This window comes from Candidatus Merdisoma sp. JLR.KK006 (assembly GCF_036941035.1).
Classification (GTDB): domain Bacteria; phylum Bacillota; class Clostridia; order Lachnospirales; family Lachnospiraceae; genus Laedolimicola.
Map to the genome: position 1 here is coordinate 64414 of NZ_JAYMNS010000022.1, position 20897 is coordinate 85310.

Sequence of the window (20897 nt, forward strand, 5' to 3'; positions counted from 1 at the left end):
CGCTTGGTTTGTGAGACTGGGGCGGCTGTTTTTTCTGTCTTTACCCTCTTAAAATGTAATAAAATTTTAGAACATACCTTGACATTTCAAAAGCCTGTGCTATAATAAAACCAATATATGAACAATTATTCATATGAACGAATATTATATTTTGGAGGATGATAACCATGAAGAAGACTTATAAAATTGATGTGGATTGTGCAAACTGTGCCAATAAGATGGAGGAAGCCGCCAGGAAGACGGCAGGTGTGAAGGATGCCGCCGTAAGCTTTATGACTTTGAAGATGGTTGTGGAATTTGAGGAAGGTGCGGAGCCGAAGTCCGTGATGCAGGAAGTGCTTAAGAACTGCAAGAAGGTGGAGGACGACTGCGAGATCTTTTTATAGTAAAGCTAAAGCGACATTACTCTTTAGTGCTATCACGCAGTGATTTAGATAGTAAAGTCGCAAAGGCGCACAAGAGGAACTTTTATGAGCGCCCTTTCGAATGAAAGTTACGCTTATTACAGGTGTGTCGAAGCGACTTTACTCTTTAGTGCTATCACGCAGTGATTTAAATAGGAGGCAGCAAGATGAATAAGAAACAGAAAAAGATGCTGGCTCGAATTATTGCAGCGTTCCTGCTTTTGGTTGTTTTAAGCCTGCTTCCGGTGACAGGATATCTGCAGTTTGGGCTTTATATGGTTCCTTATCTTGTGATTGGCTATGATATTTTGAAGAAAGCCTTTAAGGGGATTCGGAACCGGCAGGTGTTTGATGAGAATTTTCTTATGGCAGTGGCTACGGTAGGCGCCATTGCGTTGGGAGATTATCAGGAGGGAACGGCGGTTATGCTGTTCTATCAAATAGGGGAGCTGTTTCAGAGCTATGCCGTGGGCAAAAGCAGGCGAAATATCAGCGAACTGATGGATATCCGGCCGGATTATGCCAATGTAGAGAAGGACGGCACTTTAGAGCAGGTGGATCCGGATGAGGTGGAGGTCGGAACCCTGATTGTGGTACAGCCGGGAGAGAAGATTCCGATTGACGGCGTGATTGTGGAGGGAGCTTCTACCCTGAATACCAGCGCACTTACCGGGGAAAGCCTTCCGAGGGAAGTTACGGAAGGGGAAGCGGTTATCAGCGGCTGCATCAATATGAACGGGCTTTTGAAGATTCAAACCACAAAGGAATTCGGAGAATCTACGGTGTCGAAGATTCTGGATCTGGTGGAGAATTCCAGTGCCAAGAAGTCCAGATCCGAGAACTTTATTTCAAAATTTGCAAGATATTATACGCCGGCTGTGTGCTATGGAGCGTTGTTATTGGCCATATGTCCGCCCCTTATAAGGCTGCTTGCTTTTGGGAGTGCTCCTGAGTGGGGAACTTGGATTTACAGAGCTCTTACGTTCCTGGTTATCAGCTGTCCCTGTGCCCTTGTAATCAGCATTCCCCTAAGCTTTTTTGCAGGTATCGGGGGAGCCAGTAAGGCAGGCGTTTTGGTAAAGGGATCTAATTATCTGGAGGCATTGGCGCAGACAGGATGGGTAGTCTTTGATAAGACTGGGACTATGACGCAGGGCGTATTTGAGGTGAAAGGTGTTCACCACAATACCATTGAGACAGAACGGCTGCTGGAGTATGCGGCTCTTGCGGAGTGTGCATCCTCTCATCCCATTAGTAAAAGTCTGCAAAAGGCATATGGAAAGCCTCTGGATCGAAGCCGGGTAACAGAGATTGAAGAGATTGGCGGAAATGGCGTGACGGCCAGGGTGGATGATGTGGCTGTGGCAGCAGGCAGTGATCGGCTGATGGAGCGGCTTGGAATTGATTTTGTTCCCTGCCATCATCCGGGAACGGTGGTTCATGTGGCTTTGGATGGGACCTATGCAGGGCACATTTTGATTTCCGATATGCTGAAGCCGGGAGCGAAGGAGGCTGTAAGACAGCTTTCTAAGGCCGGAGTTAAGAATACGGTGATGCTGACCGGAGATCGGAAGGAGGCTGCAAGGCAGGCTGCAGGGGAGCTTGGTATTCATGAGGTGCACAGTGGGCTGCTTCCGGCAGATAAGGTAGCCAAGGTTGAGGAGCTTCTTGAACGGAAGGGTCCCAAGGAGAAGCTGGTTTTTGTAGGAGACGGGATTAACGATGCACCAGTGCTGTCCCGGGCGGATATCGGAATTGCCATGGGAGCTTTGGGCTCTGATGCAGCCATTGAAGCGGCGGACATTGTGCTGATGGATGACGATCCCCTTAAGATTGCCACAGCTATCCGCATTGCCAGAAAGTGTATTCGGATTGTCTATGAGAACATTTATTTTGCCATTGGGATCAAGGTGATTTGTCTGGTACTTGGGGCCGTCGGCATTGCCAATATGTGGGTGGCTATTTTTGCAGATGTGGGCGTGATGGTGATTGCGGTGCTCAATGCTATTCGGGCCTTGTTTGTGAAAAAGGTTAATTAGTTTTTGCTGGAGCTGTCTTATTTTATGGCAGCTCTATTATGCTGATTAGCGGCAGTTGGCTAATCCGGTGAGTGGTACCGTAGGGTATGCCCTACGGGTACCCCATTAGTACATGTCCTTTCGGGACTGGCAGACTTTGTCTGATAAGGTATAGATGAATGGAAAGCGTATTTGAGAAAGGAAGTGTGAGAGATGGCAGAAAAAATAGAGGGCTGCTGTGATACCTTTGAGGTTCATGAGAATTTAGTGAAAATTGTTCAGGAAAAGATGCCGGAGGAGACGGAAGCTTATGATTTGGCGGAGCTGTTCAAGGTTTTTGGAGATTCCACCCGAATCCGAATCCTGTTTGTGCTTTTTGAGGCGGAGGTCTGCGTCTGTGATTTGGCGGAAGCTCTTCAAATGACCCAGTCTGCCATTTCCCATCAGCTTCGTATTCTAAAGCAGAATAAGCTGGTAAAAAGCAGGCGGGAAGGGAAGTCTATCTTTTATTCTCTGGCGGATAATCATGTGCGCACGATTATTGATCAGGGGCGGGAGCATATTGAGGAGGATTAACCGCTGCTCTTATCTTGGCGGCACATTTTTAACCGGTTTGCTTTAATGTTATTTTCAAGCTTTGCAGAGACATTGCATTTTCTAAAGTCCTGTGCTATGATAAAGCGATATAAGGCAGTTTAATAAATGCTATGGCTGCCGTGTAAGGAAGGCGGAAGATGACAATGATTGAGATACTGGAACTGATTCTTCATTATCTGGTGGAGGCTACGATTCCTGTATTTGAGCTGATTGGTGTGGGAATCATCATAGCTTCCGGTATTCGGGGCTTTTACAGCTATGTTTGCAGAAAGCCGGATACGAAGCTGACGCTGGCAAAGGGTCTGGCCATGGGGTTGGAGTTTAAGCTGGGAAGCGAGATCTTGCGTACCGTAGTAGTCCGGGAGTGGACGGAGATTGCCACCGTAGCCGGGATTATTGCCCTTCGAGCGGCTTTGACCTTCCTGATCCACTGGGAGATTAAGGAAGAGGAAAAGGGCATCGATGCAGATTGAACAGGATATTGTAAAATAAGAGAGGGCTGTTGCAAAGGATTTTGTGACAGCCTCTTTCCAGGTTTTGTTAGGGAACAAAGGAGTGGAGAAATGAATCAAATTAGACTGATTGCCTTCGATCTGGATGGCACATTGCTAAAAGACAATAAGGAGCTGACACCACGGACGCTGGATGCTTTAAAAAAAGCATCAAAGGCCGGGATTTATCTGGTTCCAACCACAGGGCGCCTGTATGACGGTGTGCCGGAGGAGATACGCACGCTTCCCTTTATCCGCTATGTGATCGGGGCAAACGGAGCGCAGGTTTATGATGCCTGGGAGAAAAAGACCATCCGGCGGGCGGAAATGAACCGGGACGAGATCCTTCAGTTTTTTCATGCTGCCGAGCATGCATCCGCTATTGTCGGCTGCTATAAGGGCGGAAAAGCGTATATGGGAAGGGAAGATATGGAGAAGATGGAAGCGTATTCTCCCGGACAGGTGCTTTTTCGCATGATGCGCAGGATTTATCTTCCGGTTGAGGATCTAAAGACGTATCTTCTTGAATCGGGGGAGACCGTGCAGAAGCTGATGCTCTTTTTTGCGGATCTTGAGGAACGCAGGCAGGTTTTGGAGGAGATGAAGGCATCACTTTTGGAGCTGTCCTTATCCAGCTCCGCAATCAATAATATTGAGGTGAATGCAAAGGAGGCCAATAAGGGAGCTGCCTTAAGATTCCTTAGGGAGTACCTGAATATAGAGCGGGAGGCGACTGCGGCCTTTGGGGACGGAAGCAACGATATTACTATGCTTTTGGAGGCAGGAACCGGTTTTGCCATGGAAAATGCCTGTTTGGAGGCGAAGGAGGCTGCAGATCGGATTGCCTTAAGCAATGAGCAGGAGGGCGTGGCCCATATGATAAATGAAATATTAAGGGGCCGCTGAGAACTTTGAGAACGGAAATTTTTCTTGCATTTTGTATATTTCCATGGTATAATAGCTTGCGTTGTGATAAAAAGAGATGTTCCTCTGCTGTACGCCTAAGGGCCGAAGCACGCTGTCCTGTGAAGACTATGGAGTGAGATGCTTTACAGGCACAGAGGGAGCGAAGCCAGACATGGCTGGAAGTAGATATGCGCCGGCCTCCGGTGCGGCTTTGAGGGCTTCGGAATTACGGTAAGAACATCCGAGATAAGAAGGAGGAAGCAACGAATGAACGATATTATTAAGAGCATTGAGGATGCTCAGCTTAAGGCAGAAGTACCTGAGTTTCGCGTAGGCGATACGGTTAAGGTGTACGGTAAGATCAAAGAGGGTAATCGTGAGAGAATTCAGGTTTTTGAAGGCGTTGTCCTTAAAAAGCAGGGCGGCGGAGCCAGAGAAACCTTTACCGTAAGAAAGAATTCCAATGGTGTGGGCGTTGAGAAGACATGGCCCTTGCACTCCCCCAATGTAGAGAGGGTGGAAGTGGTACGCCGCGGAAAAGTAAGACGTGCGAAGCTGACCTATTTAAGAGGACGTGTTGGTAAGCGTGCGAAGGTAAAAGAATTAGTAAAGTAATGGATTGATGAAAGCTGGGGGGCAGTCGCAAAATAAGGCATTCGGATTTTGCGTCAGTCCCTTTTTCATTCTTTAAGGCAGTGAGCCGGATACAGAGTTTTGTATATTCGACGGATGTTTTAAGGTGCAGAACCTTGGATAGCTGCGGTCAACAGGCTTCCTGGGGATTTGATTGTATAAGGAGAGACCAATGGCAGGTTTGACCTTTCGGCAACGGAAAAAGCGGATAAACGTGGCGATACTTCGGGAGGCCATCATTTGGATAGGCGAGGCGGTACTGGCCTTTGGCTTTGCCTGCGTGCTGGTCTATTTCTTTGGTGCGTCCCTGAGCAATGTGGGACAGTCTATGGAGCCAGCTATTTACAGCGGAGATCAGGTGCTGGTTAATCGGATGATTTATCGGATTAAAGCTCCTGATTATGGAGATTTGGTCGTATTTAAGCCAAATGGAAATGAGAATGCCCACTACCATATAAAGCGTGTGGTGGGATTGCCGGGAGATACAGTGACGATTGAGAGCGGCCGGGTATTTATTGACGGGGAGCTTTTGAATGAGGAGATTCTCACGGAAAGTATGCAGGATGCAGGCGTGGCAGAGAGCCCGGTGAAGCTGGGCGAGGACGAATATTTTGTTCTGGGAGATAACCGGAATAACAGCGAGGACAGCAGAAGCGCAGATATCGGCAATGTGCGGCGGGAGGATATCATGGGAATGGCATGGTTCAATATCACGCCGGGAGAACGCTTCGGATGGCTTCCGTGAGGTTCTGCAAAACTGGAATGAAACAGCGTGTATGGATAAGGTTCTGCGGAACTGGAATAGGAGATAGCTATGAATATTCAGTGGTATCCGGGGCATATGACCAAGGCAAAGCGGATGATGCAGGAAAATATCAAGCTGGTGGATCTGATTTTAGAGCTTGTAGATGCAAGAATTCCCTTTAGCAGTCGAAATCCGGATATTGATGAACTGGGCAGACAAAAGGCTCGTATCATTTTATTAAATAAATGCGATTTGGCAGATGAAGATAAGACAGCTCTCTGGAGTGCCTATTTTAAAAAACAGGGTTTTCAGGCGGTCCAGGTAAATTCCAGAAGCGGCCTAGGACTGAAAGCGATCCACGGTGCAGTTCAGGAGGCGTGTAAGGAAAAGATTGAAAGAGACAGAAGGCGCGGCATTTTAAACCGTCCCATCCGGGCTATGGTGGCAGGTATTCCCAATGTGGGAAAGTCTACCTTTATCAACAGCTTTGCAGGAAGGGCCTGTGCCAAGACGGGCAACAAGCCGGGCGTGACCAGAGGGGCCCAGTGGGTGCGGCTGAATAAGCAGGTGGAGCTTCTGGATACGCCGGGGCTTTTGTGGCCCAGATTTGAGGATCCGAAGGCAGGGCTTCGCCTTGCCATGATTGGATCCGTAAAGGATGAGGTACTGAATACAGAGGAATTGTCTCTGGAACTGTTGGAGTTTCTGAGAACGGATTATCCGGGGGTTCTGGCAGGGCGGTATGGAATTCGGGAGACAGAGGATACATTTTCCATGCTGTCTCAGATAGCAGAGAACAGGGGATGTCTTCTAAAGGGCGGCGAGCTGAATCTGGGAAAAGCTGTGGGGATCCTGTTGGAGGAGTTCCGCAGCGGAAAGCTGGGAAGATTTACCCTTGAAGTTCCAAAGGAAGAGAATTAAAATAATTCTAAAGCTGATTGTGAGGATTGGATATGGGGAGAAAAGGGAAAGAAGTGGAAGATGATTTCATAGGCGAAGGGGATGAGGAACGGGAAAAGGGGCCCCTTCGAGAGCTTTTGGGAATGATTCTTTACATAGGAATAGTACTTGTTATTACGTTTCTGATCATTACTTTTGTGGGCCAGAGAACTCATGTGAGCGGTGATTCTATGAAGAATACCCTGAATCACGGGGATCAGTTGATTGTGGATAAGATTACTTACCGTTTCCGGGATCCGGTGCGCTTTGACATTATTGTATTTCCTTATAAATATGAAGAGAACACCTATTATATTAAGCGGATTATTGGCCTGCCCGGAGAGACGGTTCAGATTGCGGACGGTGAGATCTATATTAACGGCGAGGTGCTCAAGGAATCTTACGGCCGCGAGGTGATCCAGGATCCGGGAATGGCGGCAGAACCGATAGAGCTTGGCGAGGATGAATACTTTGTCCTTGGAGATAATCGGAATGCCAGCTCCGACAGCCGGGAACCCAGTGTGGGTGTCATCTACGGAGAAGACATTGTCGGGCGCGCATGGATTCGGATTTGGCCTTTGAACAAGGCAGGAATCTTAAAGCATCAGTAACTGTTCAGTACCTTCACAGTTATGATGCAAAATCCATTTAAAATTGCCTGTGGCGATAGGATTTTGCACTCCTGAATCATATTCTTACGGTCTCAGCAGCAAGTGACCTCGCTTTGCTGGGTCAGACCCTGCTTCAACCTGCAGTGAATAGTTACAAGCATTAATAGATTGGCGGAGAAAAACATATGACAAAGACAGAGATTTTGCGTGAGCAGAAACGGCAGGAAAAATTAAAGGCGGAGCGGGAACGCTTGGAGGCCATGAGGGAGTATGAGCGCCAATATGGGGATCGGGGCATGCTCTGCGGCATTGATGAGGCGGGAAGAGGCCCGCTGGCCGGCCCTGTTGTGGCCGGAGCCGTGATTCTGCCAAAGGATTGTGAGATTCTCTATCTGAATGATTCCAAGAAGCTTTCCGAGAAAAGACGGGAGCTTCTCTATGATGAGATTATGGAAAAGGCAGTTGCCGTAGGGCTCGGAGTGGTAGGGCAAGATCAGATCGATGCAATCAATATTCTTCAGGCGACTTATGAGGCTATGCGGAAGGCCATTGCCAATCTGAAGGTATGTCCGGATCTGCTTTTGAACGATGCAGTAACCATTCCCCGGGTAGAGATTCCCCAGGTGCCGATTGTAAAAGGAGACGCCAAGAGCGTGTCCATTGCGGCGGCCAGTGTTATTGCCAAGGTGACCAGGGATCGGATGATGGCGGAGTATGAAAATCTGTATCCGGGATATGGATTTGCCTCAAACAAAGGGTATGGGTCGGCAAAACACATTGCGGCTCTGAAGGAGCTGGGCCCATGCAAAATCCATCGCAGGACCTTTATTAAAAATTATGTATCAGAGAAGGATTTGTAAAAAAACAGGGTAATTGCCATTGGGCATTAGAATGTTCCCTTTGGGATAAAAGAGTGAGCAGGAGAAAGGAACCGGAATGGAAAACCGCCGAAAAATCGGAGCCATACATGAGGAGAAAGCGGCAGAATATCTGCGCAGCCTGGGATACCGAATTCTGGAACGAAATTTTCGCTGTAAGCTGGGTGAGATAGATCTGATTGCAGAGGAAGCCGGAGCTTTGGTTTTTCTGGAGGTCAAATATAGAAAAAGCAGTCAGTACGGTATTCCGGCTGAGGCAGTGACGCCTGCAAAGCAGAGAAAGATCTGCCAAGTAGCAGATTTCTATCGGATGTCCCGGCATGTTTTAGAGAGCCAAAGCTGTCGGTTTGATGTGGTATCCGTTTTGGGGGAGCAGATACAGGTGTACAGGGATGCATTTCCTTATAGGTAATAGAATCGGGGGAAATGTATAAATGGTACTTTATATGGAACATGAAAAGCAGAATAGGAGAATCCAATGAATTTTGTGAGAAAAAAGGGAATGGCGGCAATGGAAGCAGTGGAACGTGAAGGCGTTCCTTTTCTTGTATTTCCAAGATTAAGCGAAATAGAAACAGTGATGCATGGATTTTCTACCCGTTTTGGCGGTGTGAGCCGGGGGATGTTTTCTTCCATGAATCTGAGCTTTGCCAGAGGAGATGAAGAGGCAGGGGTACGGGAGAATTTTGTCCGTCTGGGAAGGGCTATGGGTTTTTCATGTGAGGATTTGGTGTTTTCAGATCAGACCCATACTGCCAATATCCGGGTGGTAACAGAGGCAGATCGGGGAAAAGGATTCACCAAACAGAAAGATTACACGGATGTGGACGGATTGGTGACCAATGTTCCGGGGGTGGTGCTGGCAACCTTTTATGCAGACTGCGTTCCGTTATTTTTGCTAGATCCCATCCATAGAGCCATCGGCTTGTCCCATTCCGGATGGAAGGGGACAGTGGGGAAAATTGGGAAACGTACCGTGGAGGTAATGGGACGGCAGTATGGAACCAGGCCGGAGGATCTGACAGTGGCCATCGGCCCGTCCATCTGTCAGGATTGCTATGAGGTCAGTGAGGATGTCATAGAGCAGTTTCGGACAGCTTTTAACGAGGAATCCTGGAAGGAGATTTTTTATAAAAAGCCGGACGGGAAATACCAGTTGAATCTCTGGCGTGCCAATGAATTCATTTTCCAGGAAGCCGGACTAAACCCCGAACAGATCGTGACAACGGATCTCTGCACCTGCTGTAATTCGGAGCTTTTGTTCAGTCATCGTGCTTCGAAGGGGAAGCGCGGCAATCTGGGGGCGTTTTTGATGCTGAAAGGGTAAAGCGGTACTTTTTATCTGAATAAGCCATTCGCTATTTTCATATCTACTGTGGGAGAAACATGGAACACAGATATGAAAGTTGTGAATGGCTTATTTGATAATGTTTTTCTGATTCTTACTTAGCCATGCGGCAATGAGACGCATGCAGGCTTTAGAATAAATATAGGGCTGTTTTCAAAGGTTTAGATAACGCCCTTCATCACCAGCACCGAAACCGCACAGGTAACAAAGAGAAACAGGGAGAAAACAATCACACCCTTGGAATCTCCCGGCTGCTCCGAGGTAGAGGGCAGGGCCAGCTTCGCTTTCCGAAGAGCCGTCACCACAGGCTTATAAAAGAGAAGTGTAATGGCCATATTCAGTCCGCCCTTTAACAGATTGAAAGGCAGGAATGCGGGAAGCAGCATCTCGGCCACAGCCTCCCTCGGATATCCCATATAAATGGGCACAAGGAAGTAATTCCACAGCAGCATTACCACAACCATCACGCCGCAGCCGGCAAACAGACCAAGCATGGCGCCGGATTTTGTATGCTTTTTCTTGTAGATAAAGGCGGCTGTGCAGGCAAAGCTGCAACTTGACAGCACATTCATTACAAAACCAATGGGGCCGGTGTCACTGGCTGAAAGCATCTCGATAAAGGAAACCACCACAGAGATGATAAGAGAGGCAAATGGCCCTAAAAGAAAGCCGCCGATGGCAATCATTACATCCTTGGGATCGTACTTAAGGAACAGGACCACCGGTATGCGGCCTATCACCATCAGGGCATAGGCAATGGCGCAGAACATGCCGATTAAAGCGATTCTTTGAGTTTTCTGGTTCATAGTTATAATCCTCCATTCTACTGTAATACAAAAGACACCTAAAAAACGTTCGTCTTCCAGGTGTCATTCTCATCAGAACAAAGAACTATATGACAAAAACTATGCCAAAACAATTCTGACTTCTATTACACATCTTCTCTCATCCAGACTATACTGTCGGTTTTGGAATCTCACCAAATCCTGATTTGAACCTGAAGCTTGTTTGGAAAATGCAATCTCATTCCAGGCTTTTCCTGTCAAATCCTGCGCATACACGCTCGCGGACTATACCGCCGATCGGGAATTTCACCCTGCCCCGAAGACTTTCCGTATTCAAATGTCAAACTCATTATAACAATGTGTTTGACGGCTGTCAATCCGTAAATTTAAGGAATCTCTATTACCTTAATGCTTCGTTACCGTTCACCAACAATGTCATGATGTTAAGCTTCAAATCCTTTCAAGGAATGATGAGGTTTACTGAAAAAACTTCTCACGAATCTTGGCCACCGGCATGTCCCGGCCGGTCCAGCGCTGAAACGCCATGGCGCCCTGATAGAGCAGCATATAAAGGCCGTTAAAAGTCATGCAGCCCCGCTCCCTGGCCATATGTAGCAGCTTCGTTTCTCTCGGATTGTAAATGACATCCCCCACAGCCAAATCGGGATGAAGCATGGAGGAATCCGGGATCAGACAGGCGTCCGTGTCCGGCGCCATGCCCACGGAAGAAGCGTTGATTAAGCAATAGCTCTGCTCCAGACTTTTGGAAAGCTGTGCATGGTCTTTTAAATCATACACATTCAAAAGACAGGCAGTCTTGCTGCGGACCAGCTCTGCTTCCTGTTCAATGAGCTTTGTGGAAGTGCTCTCCGGCCGGGAAAAAATATCAATGGAATACACCCCGTCCAGAGCAGCCTGGGCAATGATGGCGGCGGCAGCCCCTCCGGAGCCGAGAATGGCAAGGCGCTTTCCGGCCGGGCGAAGTCCGGCGTCGGACATGGACTGCATAAAGCCGTAGCCGTCGGTGTTGTCTCCATAGAGAACACCGTCACGATTTACCACCGTGTTCACGGAGCCGGTGAGAAGAGCCGTGTCAGAAAGAATATCCACCCGCTGATGCATCAGCCGCTTCAGGGGCATGGTACAGTTCCAGCCGGCAGCGCCCATGGCTGTAAGGCCGTCAATAACCTTTAAAAAAGTATCCTCTGTCACGTCAAAGGCCAGGTAAGCATAGTCAAGTCCAAGAAGCCGAAAGGCTTCATTGTGCATGGCCGGGGAAATGCTGTGCTCCACAGGGCTTCCAAGCAGTCCGGTCAGTTTGGTTTTTCCGGTAATCATATCTCTCATGGAAAATACCTCCAAAGGGAAAGTCTTTTGGTCTATGCTATAGAAATTTTCACAAAAAGTCAAGGAGAACAGAAAAAACAATCGTTTTAAATATAGTGCAAAGCCAGGAATGAAAACCTGTGGTTTGGCATTTTTGGAATAACGGCATATGGCAGACATGGATGTGGAAAGTAAAGTTAAATAAAAATAAAAAAAGAAACAACAAGAAAATTTTTGGACTGGAAAGAGCAGGCGATATATGGTATATTTATATAAGCTTTGCGAATCAATTTGACAGGAAGGTGATCAATTGGAAAACTATACGAAGTATAAGTTGAAAAGTAATGAAGAGCTGTCGTCATTACTGGACGGAAAAGATCAGCTGTTCCTTATTGCATGTAACAAGTGCTTCAAGGAATTTGAGACCGTGGACGAGCCGGATTGTGAGGAGTTTGAGAAGCTGGCTCGGGAGCAGGGAAAAACGGTCACAGGCAGCGTAAAGGTTGACTTTTTGTGCAACAAGGTACAGACAGAACGGAAGCTTAAGGGCCTGATTCCGGAGGGAACCGAGAACGTGATTGTCATTTCCTGCGGACTGGGCGTTCAGACCCTTGCAGGCATGGCGGACAAGCCCGTCTACGCAGCGGCCAATTCTTTGAATTACCGAGGACATCACGGCATGGCCCTGACGAAGAAAGCCTGCGGTGCATGTGCACAGTGCTACTTGAATGTCACTGGCGGTATCTGTCCCGTAGTTGACTGTTCCAAGAGCCTGTTAAACGGACAGTGCGGAGGTGCGAAGAACGGCAAGTGCGAAGTGGATGAAAACAAGGACTGTGCATGGGAGAAGATCTACGAGCGTCTTGAGAAACAGGGACGGCTTGCGGAATTTTTGGCACAGCCCGAACAGATGCGGGATTTCTCCAGGATCAATCACAAAGCCATTCAGGATTATGTAACATCCATCCGGGAGAACCGGCTTGCCGGCTATTACGGCGGCGTACATCCCCTGGAGCACAAGGAATATACGGAGCATCTTGCTCTTAAGAGATTCCCGGAGCCGGAGGTTGTAGTGATTCCTCTGTCCATGCACGCAGGTGCACCCGCCAACCCAATTGTGGAGGTGGGCGATACCGTCAAGGTGGGACAGAAGATCGGAGAATCGGCCGGATTTATCAGCAGCCCGGTTCATTCCAGTGTCAGCGGAACCGTAACGGCTATCGAGGTACATAAGCATGCCACAAGAGGCGAATGTCTGTCCGTTGTGATCCGTTCCGACGGGAAAAATACACTGGATGAGTCCGTGAAGCCCCATAAGGACCTGGACAGCCTGATGCCGGAGGAGATCGTGGAGATTGTCAAAGAGGCGGGAATCGTAGGCATGGGAGGTGCAGGCTTCCCCACATCCGTAAAGCTAAAGCCGCCCAAGCCCATAGACACCGTTCTCTTAAACGGCTGCGAGTGCGAGCCGTATCTGACTGCGGACCACCGGGTGCTTTTAGAATTTGCGGACGACGTGATCTACGGCCTTAAGGCCATTGTCAAGACTGTGGGTGCGGAAAAAGGCATTATCGTTATAGAGGACAATAAGCCCGATGCCATTGAACTTTTGGAAAGTAAGACAGCGGATATTCCGGAGCTTGAGGTGGTTACGGCTAAGACAAAATACCCCCAGGGTGCTGAGAAGATGCTTATTAAGCGGGTGATGAAGCGGCAGGTTCCAAGCGGCGGACTTCCGGCGGACGTGGGCTGTGTGGTAAGCAACATCAGCACTACAAAGGCAATCTCCGATGCGATTCAGAAAGGTATGCCCCTCATAGAGCGTGTGGTGTCGGTTACCGGCGAGCATGTGAAGAATCCGGGCAACTACATTGTGAAGATTGGTACGAATACAAAGGATCTCATTGACTACTGCGGCGGCATCACGGGAGAGGATGTTACCGTTAAGGCGGGCGGTCCCATGATGGGCTTTGTCCTGGCCGACACGAATGTGCCGATTATGAAAGGCTCCAACGGAATCATTGCCGTGGACACTGACCATACGGCCGAGCAGCCCTGTATCAAATGCGGACGCTGTGTGGATGTCTGTCCCATGGAGCTGTCTCCGCTGTACTATGCAAAATACGCAGATGAGGAGAACTGGCAGGGCATGAAAGAGATGAACGTGATGGATTGTCTCGAATGCAGATGCTGCGAGTACATCTGTTCCTCCAAGATCCCCCTTGTCACCAAGATCAAGGCGGGCAAAAATGCAGTAAGGGGGATGAAGTGATATGTTGATTACTCAGTTAAAAGACAAAGAAGCAATTCTGTCACTGGCGGATGGTAAAAAGGTATTTATCATCAACTGTCATGGATGCAGGGAGGTTCATTTCCCGCTAGAAGAAGCGGAGGCACTTCAGAAAGAAATGGAGTCCGCCGGAAATGTAACCGGGATCATCACAACGGACTACGTTTGCAACCCGGAAAATATGAAGCTGCGTCTTGAGAAGCACAGGGCTGAGATAGAAGTTGCGGATGCGGTGCTGGTATTTTCCTGCGGCGTGGGCGTGCAGACCATCTCCGAGTATCTGGAAGAAAAACCGGTCTATGCGGCCTGCGATACTTATCCTCAGCCGGGCTTTCAGGGCGTGACGCCCCTGGAATATGATTGTGATCAGTGTGGGGAGTGCTATCTGAATATTACCGGCGGAATCTGTCCCATTACGGCCTGTTCCAAGAGCCTTGTGAACGGACAGTGCGGCGGTTCCAAGAATGGAAAATGCGAGGTGGACAGCGAGATGGAATGCGGCTGGGAGCGTATTTACCGCCGTCTGGCACAGCTTGGCCGTCTTGACCTGTTAAAATGTCCCACACAGGTGCGTAATTTCGCAACGGATAAAGAATCAGCTGAATAAGGAGGGGAAATTATGAAAATTACGGAAGCATTTGAGCGTGGTGAATTTGTAGTTACGGCGGAGGTAGGACCGCCAAAAGGATTTCATATTGAGCATATGCTGGAAGAGGCGAAAACATACTTAAGCGATATTACGGCGGTGAATGTAACGGATAATCAGTCTTCTGTTATGCGTCTTGGCTCTCTGGCAACCTGTAAGGCTTTAAAGGATGAGGGGCTGACCCCCATTTTCCAGATGACCTGCCGTGACAGGAACCGGATTGCACTGGAGTCGGATCTCTTAAGTGCCGCCCTGTTCGGAATCGAAAATCTGCTGCTGCTGACGGGGGATCACACAAAGCTTGGAGATCATCCCCAGGCGAAGCCGGTGTTTGACCTGGATTCCGTGTCCCTCATTCATGCGGTAAAGCAGCTGGAGTCGGGCGTTGATCTGGGCGGAAATGAACTGGTTGGGGAGCCGCCGAAGTTTGCAAAAGGGGCCGTTGTGTCGCCCTGCAGCGATTCCGTGGACGTTCAGCTTGCGAAAATGGAGCGAAAGGTTGCCGCAGGTGCCGAGTATTTCCAGACCCAGGCGGTTTATGAGCCGGAGAAATTCATTCAGTTTATGGAGAAAGCGAAGCAGTTTGGGAAGCCGGTTCAGCTTGGAATCGTAATCCCGAAGTCCGTGGGCATGTGCAGATACATGAATGCGAACGTTGCCGGTATTCATGTTCCGGAGGAAATGATCGAGGAACTGAAAGCGGATAAGGAAAAGACAAAGGCAGGCGTTACCGGCGTGGAGATTGCGGCCCGTGTGATTAAGGAGTGCCGTCCTTACTGCCAGGGCGTACATATTATGGCTATGGGTTGGGAGTCCAAGGTGCCGGATCTTCTTGTGAAAGCCGGGATCTAAAATTGTTGTTATAAAAAATGAATCAATAGGTTTAGACAGGAGCAAATTAGTAGTCCGTATCGAAAATTCTCGTGCAGATTTCCGATATGGACTACTGGCTTTTTGTGGACAAATATCGCATTTGTATAGTTGGTTTGGTCCTGTCTTTTATCGTGGAAAACCAAAGGAAAGAAAGATATTGTATCTATCAGACAGGGAAATCCTTTATAATAAAGACAGATTTACTGCTGTCCTCTATTTCACACTCCCTGTATCTCTTTCAATTGCTCCATAAACTTGTCGGAAGCCTTGGAAAACACCTGATACTTTTTCCATATGATGCTCATGCCGTCCTCTCTGCGGGGTTCCAGGGGACGAAAACAAAGCTTGCTGCTGCCGGAGGTATTGATGATTTTGTCAAATCCGATTGCATATCCCAGGCTCTCTTCCACCATTAAGGAGGCGTTGAAAAGCAGGTTGTAGGTTGCCACAACTTCCAATTCCGATGGTTCACGCCCAATCCAGGACGTCAGTGTATCGGATGTATTTTCCTGTCTTGACAGGATGAGGGGCTTGTCCCATAAATCCTCCGGGGAGATGGCTGTTTTTTCAGCGAGAGGGGAGTCTTTTCGCATCAGCACGCCCCAGACGTCGGTAAGCGGAAGTTTCATGGAATGATATTTTGTCTGATCCACGTCTCCGAATACAAGGCCGAAATCAATCAGCCCCTTTTCTAACTGTTCCATTACAAATGCGGCATTTCCGCTTGCGATATGGTAATGGATTCCCGGATAGGTCCGGTAGAGCTTCCTTGCAGTCTTTGCAATCAGACGGACCGCATCGGTTTCGCCTGTCCCAATATAAACGTCCCCCACAACAACCTCGTCGGAAAGTGAGATTTCACGTTCTGTTTTGTGTACCAGGTTTAAGATTTCCTCCGCCCGTTTACGCAGGATCATGCCCTCTTCCGTCAATGTGACCTTTCGGGAGCCTTTGGTGCCTCGAATCAGAAGCTGCTTGCCCAGTTCTTCCTCCATCGCCTTTATCTGTATCGAGAGAGTGGGCTGAGAAAGATGGAGAGATTCCGCCGCACGAACAATGCTTTGTTCCCTTGCAATTGCGAGAAAATATTGAAGTACACGTAATTCCATAAGGTTTTCTCCTGTTTCAGTTTCCGTATTTTCTTTTATAGATCCCAGGTTAGCATAAAATTCTATAGGTTTCAACTATGAAAATACATTTACTATAAATATTTACTATTTCTCCTTTCCCGCCTTATACGGAAGCCGGGGATTGACAGAAAGATTACCTTGATTTATAATTTGTGTTATGAATAATAAGAGTTATATATAATGTAAATTATAAATGGAGGTGCAAATATGCCGGCAATTGCGAAAGTCACAAAAGAAATGATTATAGACGCAGCTTTTGAAATTGCAAAAGAAATGGGTGCGGAAAACATAACCGCCCGGACCGTTTCGCAAAAACTCGGCTGTTCCACCCAGCCCGTTTTGTATCATTTTAAGACGATTGAGGATGTCCGAATTGCAGCACATAAAAAAGCAAGCGAATTTCATATGAACTATGTAACAAATTTAAACGGCAGATACGAACGCCCTATGCTGGAAGTGGGTATGAGACATATTCAGTTTGCCGTAGAAGAAAAGAATCTTTTTTGCTTTTTATTTCATTCAAACTATTATACAGGCATTTCCCTTTCTGACTGGTTTACAGGGGAAATTTTTGATTCTTTATTTCCTATTTTGAAGAGACAGGCAAAGGTAGACCGGCGGCAGGCATACAGCATATTTTCTCAAATTCTTTTAGTAACACACGGAATAGCCAGTCTGCTCGCTGATAATGCAATGGTTTATGATGAAGCATATTGTATCAACACATTGTCTGATGCCTATTTTGGAATCATGTATCTGATAAAAACTGGCCAAAATGCAGACGGGAACCTTTGATTTCTGCGGGCAACGAGCCAAGCGGACATGCTGGCATGTCCATTTGGAGACTGCTGCGAGGGTCAAATACCCCGCAGCTTGCCGCGGGGTATTTGACTGACGCAAAGAATATACAGGTAACAGAGATGAAAAGGCTTGAAGCACAAACATGCAAAGCGGATGAACAAAGCGATGAACCAGAAAGGAGATGAGTTTATGAATTTAATTATTTCAGTGCTTAAGAAAGAGGATTTACATAATCAAAAAATAATTGAAACTATACAAAAAAACATCAATCAGGTTGAAATTATTTATGCGGAAGATATGAGCATAAAAGGCTGCATCGGCTGTAATCGCTGTTGGCTTGTAACACCGGGAGTGTGCACCATAAAAGATGATTATGAAAAATTGCTTATAAAATATTTACAATCTAAACAAGTTATTTTTATAACAGATTTAAAATTAGGCTTTGTGTCGTATCAGTTAAAAAATATAATTGATAGAATCTTACCTCTTGCGACAATGAATTTACGATTTAAAAATGGACAAATGCGGCATTACCCCAGATATAAAAAACATCTTAAAATGGGATTAATCTACAAAGGAAACGGGAATCCGAAATTTTTAGAAAAATGGTTTGAAAGAGTCATGATAAATCTGGATGGAACATCCATTGGCACATATCATATTGAGAATGAGGAGGAAATTTTAAATGCACTTATTCATTGTTAGCTGTACTCCCAGAATAAAAGAAAAAAGCAATACGGATAAAATATTAGAGGAATTTAAAAAAGGATATGAATCCTGCGGAAATACAACGGAGACATTCTATTTATACAAAAGAAATGAATGGGAAATGATTCGAACTAAATTCTATGAAAATGATAATATTTTGTTTGCTTTACCATTATATGTAGAGTGTATTCCCGGAATTATGGCAGAATTTTTAGAAACATTAAAACCAAAGCAAGATAGCAATACCAAAATCGGATTTTTATTACAAGGCGGGTTTGCGGAGGCCTCCCAATTAAGGTGTTGTGAATCCTATTTAGAAACATTACCAGCTTTATTAGGATGTGAGTACAACGGAACTCTATTAAAAGGGAATATGTTTGCAGTCAGCTTTATAGGCAGTAAAATGAGAAAACAACTGACAGAGCCTTTTTACAACATGGGGAAATATTATGCTCAAAACAATTACTTTCGCAAAGAAGTGGTAAATGACTTTGCGAAACCGGAATATTTTTCGAAAAAAGAAATCTTTTTCAGCAATGTATTCAGTCCGTTAAATAAATTGCTTTTTAATGTATTTGCGAAAAAATTAGGCTGTAAAGGATCACTGAATGATAGGCCGTATCAAAATTATGTTAAAGAATAATTCAAATTCCCATTTACAGGGGAGAACAAATATATCATCAAAGAGCCAGACGCTTTAGACGCAGACTTATGCCTGAACGCAAAATAATACGTTTCCAAGGGGCTGTCGCAAAATAAGACATCAGCCATTTCCATATCCTGTGTTCGGACGGTCCACGTACACTTTGTCTGCTCTGTCTGGACATTGCCAAAGCAATATCCATCCATATCAGGCAAAATGTTCGTGAACAGCCGGACACTGGATATTGGAAAAGTCTTCTGTCTTATTTTGCGACAGCCCCATAAAAGTCTTATAGTTTTCCTGTATAAAAAGCCCTCCTTTATATACCTGCCTGATAAATACATAATACCAGAAAAGGGAGAGCATTTCTGTCATCTGTTTATAATCCCCGCATTTTTTAAAATAATAGATTTTTTCTATTGGAATCAATTAAATATAAATATTTGCTATTCTTGTAAATGGAGAATATAATGAAATCACAGAAAAGGGAAAAAGTCAGTTGTGATTCGTGACGGGAAATAAGCAGATTTAAAGGAATGAGGAAAAATGAGACCGGAACAAGCAATAGGGTATGAGTCGAAAGAGGCCGTGATCCGGAATCTGAGAGATGCAGGGTGCAATCCGGATACGATTCGGTGTTTTATGAGGTATTTTGACCAAGGCGACTGGAAAGACCAGCTAAGCTTGCTGGAGGAGCAAAGGGAGACGATTCTTGGCAGGGTACATGAGGAGGAGCGACAGATTGTCTGCCTGGACTATCTGGTTTACCAGATTCAAAACAGAAAGAAACAGGAAGTTGGAAAAATAGGAGGTAGTCAGAAATGAGAATCATTGAAAATCAGACATTTGACATGGAAAGGGCTCTTTATGGGAGCAAGAATGTATTTGTGAAAGACTGTGCCTTTGACGGCCCGGCAGACGGAGAAAGTGCCTTTAAAGAAAGCTCCTGCATTGTGGCGGAGAGCTGCTTCTTCAATCTTCGCTATCCGTTCTGGCATAATCACGGGCTTAAAATTTCCGGTTCCGAGATGACAGAGCTTTGCCGTGCTTCTCTCTGGTATTCCGATGACATAGAGATTGTGGATACAAAGTTGCATGGAATTAAGGCACTCCGGGAGTGCGGCAATGTGGTCATACGGGGCTGCGACATTATTTCCCCGGAATTTGGCTGGTCTGTCCGGGGCATCCGTATGGAGCATACCAGGGCGGTCAGTGAATATTTTATGATGCGTTCCGAAGATCTTAAGTTCCGGGAGGTGACGTTCCAGGGGAAGTATTCCTTTCAGTATATCAAAAATGCGGTATTTGAAAACTGTACCTTTGACACCAAGGACGCATTCTGGCATGGTGAACATATAACCGTCCGGAATAGTACCGTCAAAGGGGAATATCTTGCATGGTATTCGGATGGGCTGACTCTGGAAAACTGTAAGATTATCGGAACACAGCCTTTCTGCTACTGCAAAAATTTAAAGCTTATAAACTGTGAGATGTACGACACGGATCTGTGCTTTGAAAAATCCCAGGTGGAGGCGTGCATTATAACACCGGTTGACAGCATTAAGAATCCCCTTTCCGGGAGAATCTATGTGCCGTCCGTGGGCGAGATTATCCGTGATGACGCAGCGTCAAAGGGTGAAATTATCACCTGTGTCCATAAGCGGGGGACTTCGCCGGACTGCAATGACAAATCAAAGCCTTGCAGGGCGATAGCGTGACAGGAAAGCGGACATAGGTTTAGGCGGGTGCTGTTTTTACAATTAGGTATATGGGTGGAACAATCAATATTGTCCGTATTGGAAAAGCATACGGAGACGGAAACGGCGGCACTTTTAAATATTTTGATAGATGAAGTGAGAAAAGCACAGGGCAGCGTAAAAAAATAGTTATAAATGATGAGTATAGGTGTTGGTTCATTGGAGCTGGCACCTATATTATTTTTGGCGATAAGAATAGAAAAAGCATTGGTTTTGCGGTATTTTGTGAGGAATCGCAACGATGGCAAAACGTATGGTTTTTTCGTGGTATTTGAGAGGAAGCAAATATTCACGGAGTTTCTGAAAGACAAAATTTTACAAATCTTTCAAAAGTTACTTCTGGATTTTCTTCCAATCATCCGTTATGA

The 20897-nt window shown here is 46.5% G+C and carries 24 protein-coding genes and 1 riboswitch; of the genes, 21 read left to right on the forward strand and 3 right to left on the reverse strand.

All coding sequences use genetic code 11. The features are described from left to right. The first annotated feature begins 167 nt into the window (after positions 1-167). The 12 genes from VSQ61_RS15865 to pgeF all read left to right on the forward strand — a co-directional run bounded on the left by VSQ61_RS15865 (position 168) and on the right by pgeF (position 9549). Positions 168-386 carry a cation transporter gene (locus VSQ61_RS15865; protein WP_334345368.1) on the forward strand — a complete coding sequence of 73 codons (219 nt, stop codon included), beginning with the start codon at positions 168-170 and terminating at the stop codon, positions 384-386. 185 nt (positions 387-571) lie between these two features. After that, complete coding sequence (locus VSQ61_RS15870) at positions 572-2443, forward strand: heavy metal translocating P-type ATPase (RefSeq protein WP_334345369.1); 1872 nt, start codon at positions 572-574, stop codon at positions 2441-2443. Between the two features lie 192 nt (positions 2444-2635). After that, positions 2636-2998 (forward strand): ArsR/SmtB family transcription factor, encoded by a 363-nt coding sequence (locus tag VSQ61_RS15875; RefSeq protein ID WP_334345370.1) that lies wholly within the window; start codon positions 2636-2638, stop codon positions 2996-2998. 167 nt (positions 2999-3165) lie between these two features. Next, positions 3166-3492, forward strand: a complete 327-nt coding sequence (locus VSQ61_RS15880) for a DUF1622 domain-containing protein (protein ID WP_502877051.1) — start codon at positions 3166-3168, stop codon at positions 3490-3492. 90 nt (positions 3493-3582) lie between these two features. After that, positions 3583-4416 (forward strand): Cof-type HAD-IIB family hydrolase, encoded by an 834-nt coding sequence (locus VSQ61_RS15885; protein WP_334345372.1) that lies wholly within the window; start codon positions 3583-3585, stop codon positions 4414-4416. 267 nt (positions 4417-4683) lie between these two features. Further along, positions 4684-5031: a 50S ribosomal protein L19 gene (gene rplS, locus VSQ61_RS15890; RefSeq protein WP_334345373.1), complete on the forward strand. Its 348-nt coding sequence runs from the start codon at positions 4684-4686 to the stop codon at positions 5029-5031. Between the two features lie 190 nt (positions 5032-5221). Continuing rightward, positions 5222-5794 (forward strand): signal peptidase I, encoded by a 573-nt coding sequence (gene lepB, locus VSQ61_RS15895; protein ID WP_334345374.1) that lies wholly within the window; start codon positions 5222-5224, stop codon positions 5792-5794. Positions 5795-5863: 69 nt separating this feature from the next. After that, on the forward strand, positions 5864-6715 hold the full coding sequence (ylqF, locus tag VSQ61_RS15900) for a ribosome biogenesis GTPase YlqF (protein WP_334345375.1): 852 nt from the start codon (positions 5864-5866) through the stop codon (positions 6713-6715). Between the two features lie 32 nt (positions 6716-6747). After that, positions 6748-7344 carry a signal peptidase I gene (gene lepB / locus VSQ61_RS15905; protein ID WP_502877050.1) on the forward strand — a complete coding sequence of 199 codons (597 nt, stop codon included), beginning with the start codon at positions 6748-6750 and terminating at the stop codon, positions 7342-7344. Between the two features lie 185 nt (positions 7345-7529). Then, positions 7530-8204, forward strand: coding sequence for a ribonuclease HII (rnhB, locus tag VSQ61_RS15910; RefSeq protein ID WP_334345376.1), 675 nt, complete (start codon positions 7530-7532; stop codon positions 8202-8204). A 76-nt stretch (positions 8205-8280) separates the two neighbouring features. Continuing rightward, a complete protein-coding gene (locus tag VSQ61_RS15915) occupies positions 8281-8634 on the forward strand; it encodes a YraN family protein (RefSeq protein ID WP_334345377.1) in 354 nt (117 codons plus the stop codon). Positions 8635-8700: 66 nt separating this feature from the next. Beyond that, positions 8701-9549, forward strand: coding sequence for a peptidoglycan editing factor PgeF (pgeF, locus tag VSQ61_RS15920; protein ID WP_334345378.1), 849 nt, complete (start codon positions 8701-8703; stop codon positions 9547-9549). Positions 9550-9731: 182 nt separating this feature from the next. Here pgeF and VSQ61_RS15925 read toward each other — a convergent pair whose 3' ends face one another. Both VSQ61_RS15925 and aroE read right to left on the reverse strand, forming a co-directional pair. Beyond that, complete coding sequence (locus VSQ61_RS15925; RefSeq protein ID WP_334345379.1) at positions 9732-10376, reverse strand: ECF transporter S component; 645 nt, start codon at positions 10374-10376, stop codon at positions 9732-9734. A 127-nt stretch (positions 10377-10503) separates the two neighbouring features. Next, positions 10504-10683: riboswitch (FMN riboswitch) on the reverse strand. A gap of 149 nt (positions 10684-10832) precedes the next feature. Beyond that, the gene (gene aroE, locus VSQ61_RS15930) at positions 10833-11702 is read right to left on the reverse strand and encodes a shikimate dehydrogenase (protein ID WP_334345380.1); all 870 of its coding nucleotides are present in this window, start codon (positions 11700-11702) and stop codon (positions 10833-10835) included. 289 nt (positions 11703-11991) lie between these two features. Here aroE and rsxC point away from each other — a divergent pair, with 289 nt between their 5' ends. The 3 genes from rsxC to VSQ61_RS15945 are packed head-to-tail and all read left to right on the forward strand — an operon-like array spanning position 11992 to position 15469. Continuing rightward, on the forward strand, positions 11992-13953 hold the full coding sequence (rsxC, locus tag VSQ61_RS15935) for an electron transport complex subunit RsxC (protein ID WP_334345381.1): 1962 nt from the start codon (positions 11992-11994) through the stop codon (positions 13951-13953). Position 13954: 1 nt separating this feature from the next. After that, positions 13955-14578, forward strand: coding sequence for a methylenetetrahydrofolate reductase C-terminal domain-containing protein (locus VSQ61_RS15940; protein ID WP_334345382.1), 624 nt, complete (start codon positions 13955-13957; stop codon positions 14576-14578). 12 nt (positions 14579-14590) lie between these two features. Then, a complete protein-coding gene (locus VSQ61_RS15945) occupies positions 14591-15469 on the forward strand; it encodes a methylenetetrahydrofolate reductase (protein WP_334345383.1) in 879 nt (292 codons plus the stop codon). A 239-nt stretch (positions 15470-15708) separates the two neighbouring features. On the opposite strand, the gene VSQ61_RS15950 is transcribed toward VSQ61_RS15945, so the two are convergent. Next, positions 15709-16599 carry a LysR family transcriptional regulator gene (locus VSQ61_RS15950; protein WP_334345384.1) on the reverse strand — a complete coding sequence of 297 codons (891 nt, stop codon included), beginning with the start codon at positions 16597-16599 and terminating at the stop codon, positions 15709-15711. A 228-nt stretch (positions 16600-16827) separates the two neighbouring features. Here VSQ61_RS15950 and VSQ61_RS15955 point away from each other — a divergent pair, with 228 nt between their 5' ends. The 6 genes from VSQ61_RS15955 to VSQ61_RS15980 form a co-directional block, all read left to right on the forward strand. Further along, positions 16828-17415 carry a TetR/AcrR family transcriptional regulator gene (locus VSQ61_RS15955; protein ID WP_334345385.1) on the forward strand — a complete coding sequence of 196 codons (588 nt, stop codon included), beginning with the start codon at positions 16828-16830 and terminating at the stop codon, positions 17413-17415. A 195-nt stretch (positions 17416-17610) separates the two neighbouring features. Then, positions 17611-18126, forward strand: coding sequence for a flavodoxin family protein (locus tag VSQ61_RS15960; RefSeq protein WP_334345386.1), 516 nt, complete (start codon positions 17611-17613; stop codon positions 18124-18126). Beyond that, positions 18107-18772, forward strand: a complete 666-nt coding sequence (locus tag VSQ61_RS15965) for a flavodoxin family protein (RefSeq protein ID WP_334345387.1) — start codon at positions 18107-18109, stop codon at positions 18770-18772. The genes VSQ61_RS15960 and VSQ61_RS15965 overlap by 20 nt, the downstream gene beginning before the upstream one ends. Before the next feature lie 546 nt (positions 18773-19318). Continuing rightward, on the forward strand, positions 19319-19597 hold the full coding sequence (locus VSQ61_RS15970) for a MerR family transcriptional regulator (RefSeq protein WP_334345388.1): 279 nt from the start codon (positions 19319-19321) through the stop codon (positions 19595-19597). Further along, complete coding sequence (locus VSQ61_RS15975) at positions 19594-20490, forward strand: DUF3737 family protein (protein WP_334345389.1); 897 nt, start codon at positions 19594-19596, stop codon at positions 20488-20490. The genes VSQ61_RS15970 and VSQ61_RS15975 overlap by 4 nt, the downstream gene beginning before the upstream one ends. Positions 20491-20664: 174 nt before the next feature. Next, the coding region (locus VSQ61_RS15980; RefSeq protein WP_334345390.1) for a hypothetical protein at positions 20665-20897 on the forward strand (233 nt) is incomplete at its 3' end.